This window comes from Mesorhizobium kowhaii (assembly GCF_042431665.1).
GTDB classification, from domain to species: Bacteria; Pseudomonadota; Alphaproteobacteria; order Rhizobiales; family Rhizobiaceae; genus Mesorhizobium; species Mesorhizobium kowhaii.
In genome coordinates this window covers 8,101-12,387 of record NZ_JBHLYT010000234.1, presented here as the reverse complement: position 1 = coordinate 12,387, position 4,287 = coordinate 8,101, and the positions used below count along the sequence as shown (strand labels likewise).

General features: G+C 59.5%; 4 protein-coding genes. All 4 read left to right on the top strand.

The window, feature by feature from the left end; translation table 11 throughout:
- The first annotated feature begins 285 nt into the window (after positions 1-285).
- The gene (locus ACFFNA_RS39895; protein WP_172235141.1) at positions 286-1,518 is read left to right on the top strand and encodes a tyrosine-type recombinase/integrase; all 1,233 of its coding nucleotides are present in this window, start codon (positions 286-288) and stop codon (positions 1,516-1,518) included.
- Positions 1,515-2,465: a tyrosine-type recombinase/integrase gene (locus ACFFNA_RS39890; RefSeq protein WP_378925860.1), complete on the top strand. Its 951-nt coding sequence runs from the start codon at positions 1,515-1,517 to the stop codon at positions 2,463-2,465. Before ACFFNA_RS39895 ends, ACFFNA_RS39890 begins: the two co-directional genes overlap by 4 nt.
- Positions 2,458-3,453, top strand: coding sequence for a tyrosine-type recombinase/integrase (locus ACFFNA_RS39885; protein ID WP_378925857.1), 996 nt, complete (start codon positions 2,458-2,460; stop codon positions 3,451-3,453). The genes ACFFNA_RS39890 and ACFFNA_RS39885 overlap by 8 nt, the downstream gene beginning before the upstream one ends.
- Before the next feature lie 110 nt (positions 3,454-3,563).
- The coding region (gene tnpC, locus ACFFNA_RS39880) for an IS66 family transposase (RefSeq protein WP_378925855.1) at positions 3,564-4,287 on the top strand (724 nt) is incomplete at its 3' end.

The window sequence follows — 4,287 nt, the reverse complement described above, 5'->3', positions numbered from 1 at the left end:
GCTGCAAGCAGCCACCCCATGCTCGCGCAGTTGGAGCTCCTATTGAACGCCTGACCGGCACGACAGAGGACGCCATCAAGACCGCGCCGTCGGCGTACACCCCCTTGCCGCTCCGCCGTGGCGGAGCGGGTTAGTCCAAACGGTAAGATGTTGCGCAGAGGATTATGCTGCGGAGGCTCCATTTCCTCCCAGATTTCAGACAATTTGAAGTAATCTCCGCAACATAATTTTCTGAAGCCAAGCCGGTGGCATGATCAGGGCTCCAACAACAAGGAGACTCGGATCATGTTTGAAATTCTATTTGGACAACCGCGCACGATCGCGCGCTATCGTTCCGCCCCATTGCAGAAGGAGCGGCTTCAGTATCTTTCGCATTGCGAGCGTCTCGGCATTAAGATCGAGACATTGCGGAAGATCGCATACCACCAGTGGGATTTGGTGCGCATTCTCGATTTGCACGACAACGACAGTTCGAACTTGTCCAAGATCGAGAACGCGCTCCGGCGGTGGTCCTCACCCGCGGAACGCAAGTCACGATCTCGCGCAGGTCGGCGCTTCTTCGGGCACGCTGAGCGGTGGATGCGCTTTATGGGCTGGTTTGAGCCGCGGGCTATGTTCCACTCCCATACGCGCGAGGTTGCTATCTTTGCCACGCGCATGGCCTCCGAACGCGGATGGGCGAAGAAGACGATCGATGATTGTTGTCGAACGGTCGACAGCTTTTTCGTTTGGCTGGATGAAACAGGCGTCGATCTATCGTCGGCAGGGATATCCTACTTCGATCAGTTTATCGCGCGTTATCATGCGCGCGGTTTTAATCGTTCAACCGCCCATCTCTATGCTCAACAACTTCGTAGGTTCATCCGGTTCGCCGAGCAGCAGGCTTGGTGCAGACCGGGATTGGCCGACGGGATCATGCCGCCACGGCGCTATCCGGGCGAGACAATTCCGAAGGGATTGAACCGGGACGAGGTCACCCGTCTACTCGCTACCACAGAAGGAAACCATCCCCACGAGATACGCGCCCGCGCTATCCTGATGCTGCTGATCACCTACGGTCTGCGTGCCGGAGAAGTCAGCGGCCTGCAGCTGGGAGACTTGGACTGGCAGCAGGAGATGTTGCGGGTACGCTGCCCCAAGCCCGGACGCACCCATCTCTATCCGCTGTCACCAGATGTGGGGCAAGCGATCCTGCGTTACTTGCGCGAGGTTCGACCCGCGCACCCTGAACGGACACTGTTCCTGACGATGAAAGCCCCGATTAGGCCGCTTACCCGCGGGGTAATTAAGGGGATCGTCTTTACTCGTCTCAATGATCTCGGAATCACAGGCAAGCGCCGCGGCCCACATGCGTTACGCCATGCCGCGGCCCAACATCTCCTGGATCAAGGTTTATCGATGAAGGCGGTCGGAGACTATCTCGGTCATCGAAGCACGAGGGCCACCGCGATCTACGCCAAGGTCAATCTCAATGTTCTTCGCGAGGTTGCGGAGATCGATCTGGGAGGCCTCCTATGATTCTTCGTGAAGCGGTCGACCACTATGTCGTATGGCGGCGCGCCCATGGCGCGCGATTTATCACCAGCGCAAGGACATTGTACCAATTTTGCAAGAACTTCCCCGAGCACGCGTGCTGCGATGCGGTTACCGAAAGCGATGCGCGCCGCTTTCTCGCTGGAACCGGTCCGCTCACGCGTTGGCGCGCGAACAAATATGGCACTCTCGCCGGTTTTTACCGTTATGCGATCAGTCGCGGTTATGCTGTCGCCTCGCCGTTGCCGCCGGCGGACGAAGAGCCGCGGGAGCCGCAATCAGCGCCCTCTTACATCTACTCCCGTGAGGAACTGCAGCGTCTGTTTGGAAGCATTGGCATTAGCCGCAAGCGCAGTATCCGGCTCGACGCCGAGACCTTCCATATGTTGCTCTTGATCCTGTATGGCGCGGGGCTGCGAACCAGCGAAGCGCTCCATCTGACCATGAAGGATGTCGAGCTTGCGGACGCCATCCTGACGGTGAGGAACACCAAATTCTACAAGAGCCGTCTCGTTCCTGTAGCGCCTCAACTTGCCGGTGCCCTTAGACGTTATGCCGAACTCCGTGCCGATCGCCCCCTGCCAGAAGGAATGGCGTCCGCCTTTCTCGCAAACCGCGACGGAACGCAGGTAAGGAAACACAATGTCGATCATGCATTCAAACGGCTACTCAAGCATGTCGGAATCGACCATAAGGATGATGGCCGACGCGCCCCGTGTCTCCACGCCCTGAGGCATACTGCAGCCGTCCATCGGCTGACGTCCTGGTATCGCGACGGCGCAGATGTGCAACGGCTGCTACCAGCACTCTCGACATATCTCGGTCACGCCGACCTGGACGGCACAAGCGTCTACCTGTCGATGACACCGGAACTGTTACACGAAGCATCGGCCTGCTTCGACCGCTACGTCAACGGAGGACACCATGCGTGATCTTCGTACACTCGGCCCTTGGCTTCGGCGCTTTCTGGCTGATTACATCGTCACTGAACGCCGTCTCGCCCGCAATACGCAAATGAGCTATCGCGACAGCTTCACGCTGCTGCTGCCATTTATCAGTACAAAGATCCGCAAATCAGCGGATCGTCTGAATGTCGAAGATATTACTCCGGCACTCATACTGCAGTTCCTTGCTCATCTTGAGGAGAGCCGCAGTTGCTCGGTACAGACCCGAAACCAACGTCTGACGGCGATCCGATCCTTCGCGCGCTTTGTCGCCAGCCGTGACCCAGCTCATCTTGCCTGGTGCGCGCAGATCCGTGCCATCACGACAAAGAAGGCCGCGCCGCAGCCGGTCTCGTGGATGAGCAGGGACGAAATGGAAGCGCTTGTAACGGTTCCCGACCGCCAAACCCTACGCGGCCGGGCCGAGCATGCCCTGTTGCTCTTCCTCTACAACACGGGAGCGCGGGTCTCGGAAGCCACGAGATTAGAGGTCGGCGATCTTCAGATCAGTCGGCGCGGCGATAATCATGCGCTCGTCACTCTTCACGGCAAAGGCAACAAAATCCGCCAATGCCCACTGTGGGCGCGCACAGAGGATACGCTCGGCGAGCTCATTCAGGGACGGGAAACCTGCGAGCCCGTCTTCCTCAGCCGCCATCGCAAACGATATACGCGGTTCGGAGTTTATCGGCTTGTCGAGCGATGTGCGGCACAGGTGCCATCGCTCGCTGCAAGGCCGATCACACCCCACGTGATCCGCCATACATGCGCCTGCCATCTGCTGCAGGCGGGTGTCGACCTTAACACCATCCGTGCATGGCTCGGACATGTAAGCCTTGAGACCACCAACATCTACGCCGAGATCGATCTCGAGATGAAAGCGAAAGCGATGGCACTCTGCAGCGCCGCCGCTCCGCGACCGGAAAGGCCGTGGAAAGAGAACAAGGGCGTGATGGCGTTCCTAAACGCTATTTGAGTCCAATAAATTATGTTGCGGAGATTACTCCAGATTGCCTGAAATCAGGGAGGAAATGGAGCCTCCGCAGCATAATCCTCTGCGCAACATCTTACCGTCAGGCACAGATGATGGCCGCCAAGGGCGTCGATATCGAGCGATCCACCCTTGCGCGCAGCGCCGGCTACGCCGCCGCCTTGCTCGATCCGATCTACAATCGCATCCGCGAGATCGGCCGTACCCGCACCAAGATACACACCGACGACACGCGGCTTCCGATCCTGGCACCCGGCACCGGCAAGACGCACAAGGGCGCGCTCTGGGTTTACGTCGCCGACGACCGCAACTCGGGTTCGCAGGAGCCGCCGATCGCCTGGTATCGCGCCACCATGGGACGCGCCGGCGAGAGCGTGATGACCGAGCTCGCCGGATTTGCCGGCACGCTCCAGGCCGACGGTTTCAGCGGCTATAACCAGATCTACAAGGGCGGCGCCATTCGAGAAGCTGCCTGCCTGGCCCATCTGCGTCGCAAGATATTCGACGTTCACGACAGCCAGCCGACCGAACTCAGCACGACGGCGATGGCCGGTATCCAGGCGATCTACCGGATCGAGGAAGAGATACGGGGGCTCCCACCCGCCGAGCGATTGGCCGCACGACGAAGGCGGACCCGCCCCCTGGTCCGGGCGCTGCGACGACAGCTCATGAAGCAGGGCAACGGTTTGTCGCGCCATGCCGATATCGCGAAGGCCTTCGCCTATGGCACCAGGCGATGGCGCGCGTTCAATCGCTTCCTCTACGATGGCCGGCTCGAGCCCGACAACCTGATCGCGGAGCGGGCCATTCGTGGATTTG

What these genes read in the sequence shown, in the direction of transcription:
- ACFFNA_RS39890 (WP_378925860.1), top strand. Translation starts at nt 1,515, where the DNA reads ATGATTCTTCGTGAAGCGGTCGACCACTATGTCGTATGGCGGCGCGCC.
- ACFFNA_RS39895 (WP_172235141.1), top strand. Translation starts at nt 286, where the DNA reads ATGTTTGAAATTCTATTTGGACAACCGCGCACGATCGCGCGCTATCGT.
- ACFFNA_RS39885 (WP_378925857.1), top strand. Translation starts at nt 2,458, where the DNA reads ATGCGTGATCTTCGTACACTCGGCCCTTGGCTTCGGCGCTTTCTGGCT.